This is a genomic window from Plantibacter sp. H53 (genome assembly GCF_001650455.1).
In the GTDB taxonomy this organism is placed as follows: domain Bacteria; phylum Actinomycetota; class Actinomycetes; order Actinomycetales; family Microbacteriaceae; genus Plantibacter; species Plantibacter flavus_A.
The window spans coordinates 1-2,273 of record NZ_LWCT01000045.1; the positions used below are offsets into that span (position 1 = coordinate 1).

General features: G+C 66.7%; 3 protein-coding genes. 2 read left to right on the forward strand and 1 reads right to left on the reverse strand.

Annotated features, from left to right (window positions below):
• A partial coding sequence (locus A4X17_RS14610) for a TetR/AcrR family transcriptional regulator (protein ID WP_157583550.1) occupies positions 1-646 on the reverse strand: 646 nt, incomplete at its 3' end.
• An 83-nt stretch (positions 647-729) separates the two neighbouring features.
• Between A4X17_RS14610 and A4X17_RS14615 the strand changes: the two genes are divergently transcribed.
• On the forward strand, positions 730-1,320 hold the full coding sequence (locus tag A4X17_RS14615; protein WP_064296406.1) for a TetR/AcrR family transcriptional regulator: 591 nt from the start codon (positions 730-732) through the stop codon (positions 1,318-1,320).
• A 262-nt stretch (positions 1,321-1,582) separates the two neighbouring features.
• Entirely contained in the window at positions 1,583-2,092 is a 510-nt protein-coding gene (locus A4X17_RS19335; protein WP_157583552.1) for a hypothetical protein, read from the forward strand.
• Positions 2,093-2,273 lie beyond the last annotated feature (181 nt).

Consider the following 2,273-nt stretch of genomic DNA (forward strand, 5'->3'; position numbering starts at 1 on the left):
GTCCGACGTCGGGGTCGTCGGGCTCGAGGATGGTGCGATAGGTCGCCAGGCAGTCGCGGATGGAGCCGACGATGTCGAACTCGCCGATCTGGCCGAGGTCGGCGACGCCGCTGCCGAAGACGCGCGTCATCGTGGTCTTGATCGCCATCCCGAAGAGGTCGGCGCAGGCGCGGGCACGCGGGTCGTCTGCCGGGACGCCTTCCCGCGTGGCGATGAGCTCGACGAGCAGTTGCTCGCGCTCACGGTTGAGGCCCATGAAGCGGACCAGCAGCTTGGGTTCGCGCTCGAGGGCGGCGTGGAAGTCGACGTGCTCGGCCAGACCGAACCCGGATCGCTCCGCATGACCGGCCGCGATGAGCATGAAGTCGTCGAGCACGGCGCGCCACCCCCGCGAGCCGAGGGCGAGGAACTCGGTGGCGAACCGCTCGGTCTCCTCGGTCTCGTCGACGCCGAGGACGGCGTCCTCCTTGCTCGGGAAGTAGTTGAAGAAGGTGCGACGCGAGACGCCGACCTCCTCGCAGAGTTCCTCGATCGTGAAGCCGTTGAGCCCGTGGGTGGCCGTGAGCCGACGCGACACGGTCGTCAGCCGCGCAGCGGTGGCGGCCATCCGGTCGGACAGCCGATTCGTCGAAGTTGCACTCTGCATCACGAAGTGCAGTATTGCACTCTCTGAGCCGGGGTGCAACTTGCGGCACGAGTCGCCCAGTCGGGCCTCACTAGAGTGAACGCATGGACCCTCGTCAGGCACGAACCCGCAGTGCCCTCCGCGACGCGATCCACACCCTCGCGGCGGCGAAGCGCATCGATCAGGTGACCGTGGCGGAGGTGTCCCGGGTGGCGGGTATCACGCGCGACACCTTCTACCGTCACGCCGCGACGCCCGTCCACCTGCTCGCTGACGTGCTCGGCGAGGAACTGGATGAGACGCTCCGGGCGCACGCCGATCTGCCGGCGCACAGCGACTCGACGCTGAGCGTCTTCGACGAGTCCGAGCGCGACCTCCTGCGTCACGTCGCCGAGCACGCGACGATCTACCGCAACGCCATGCACCCCCGGCTCATCGGACCCCTGCGCGATGCCCTCACCGAGCGGATCGAGCAGGCGCTCGCGCACCACCTCGACCGACACCCGCACATCGCCCCACCCCGCGAGGACGGCATCACGCCCGAGCGACACGTTCGGATGCTCGTGGCCTACGCCGGTGCCGGCACGGTCGCGGCGATCGAGGAGTGGCTGCGATCCGGCGACCTCGACGACATCGACGCGGCGGCCCGTACGGTCATCGCCGCCTCCCCCGCCTGGTGGCTCGGCCGCGCCTGACCCTGGGTCCGACGCCAGCGCGGTGCGCTGACGCGAGCGCGGACCACTGACGTGAGCGCGCCCCTCCGGAGACCCGCGCTCACGTTCCCTGGGGTGCGCTCGCGTCAGCGCACCGCGCTGACGCGAAGGCCTCATTCGCGACATATGTCGGTGTAGGCATATCTGCACTGTGGATAACCCGAAGAGGCTCCTCAACCAGCCGTAGCGTCGAGGAATGCCAACGACCTGCCTGCCTCGAATCGCCTCCGCTCTCGCTCTCTCGATGGGACTCCTCGCCCTCACGGCGTGCTCTGAAGCAGAGCCGGCTCCCCCTCCGAGGAGCACTCCGCCGGTCTTCGAGAACGAGGAACAGGCCCTGGCCGCGGTGACGGAGACCGTCGGTTCCTTTGTCACTGTCGTGAACACAATTGGTGCCGAAGGCGGACAGGAACCAGAACGGCTCGACCACCTTCTCGCGCCCGAATTGAGAGATGCAGAGACTGCAGGATTCGCAGATATGGCTGCGAAGAGCTGGAGGACTACCGGCGAAGCCACCCTTCAACGCGTTGAGCTCGTCCAGTGGTGGCCTCGGCCGGACGCTGTCGGCGTGATCGCAATTGCGCAAGCGTGCATCGACTACACCGGCGTCGATGTTCTGGACTCCAGCGGAACCTCAGTCGTCAATCCAGAGCGAGATCAACTCCGGTCAACGGAGCTTCAGCTCATCGCAGCGGACGGGGAACTGCAGATATCAACGAAGAAGCCTGTTCCGGAAAGCGAGATCTGCTCATGATCAGAAGAGGCGCTCTAGTGCTCGCTCTGATCGCCGTTGTATCGCTCACTACTCCTGTCACGTCGGCATCTGCAAACAACTGCACCGAGGTGGACTACATGAACGGCGCTTGTATCGGCAACGGCTCCGTCGACATCGGTGGCAGCGTCGAACGCCCTGGCACCGGCGGTGGCTCCGGCGG

Bases quoted from the DNA above. Each gene is read 5' to 3' on its own strand.
- A4X17_RS14615 (WP_064296406.1), top strand. From the start codon at position 730: ATGGACCCTCGTCAGGCACGAACCCGCAGTGCCCTCCGCGACGCGATC.
- A4X17_RS19335 (WP_157583552.1), top strand. From the start codon at position 1,583: ATGGGACTCCTCGCCCTCACGGCGTGCTCTGAAGCAGAGCCGGCTCCC.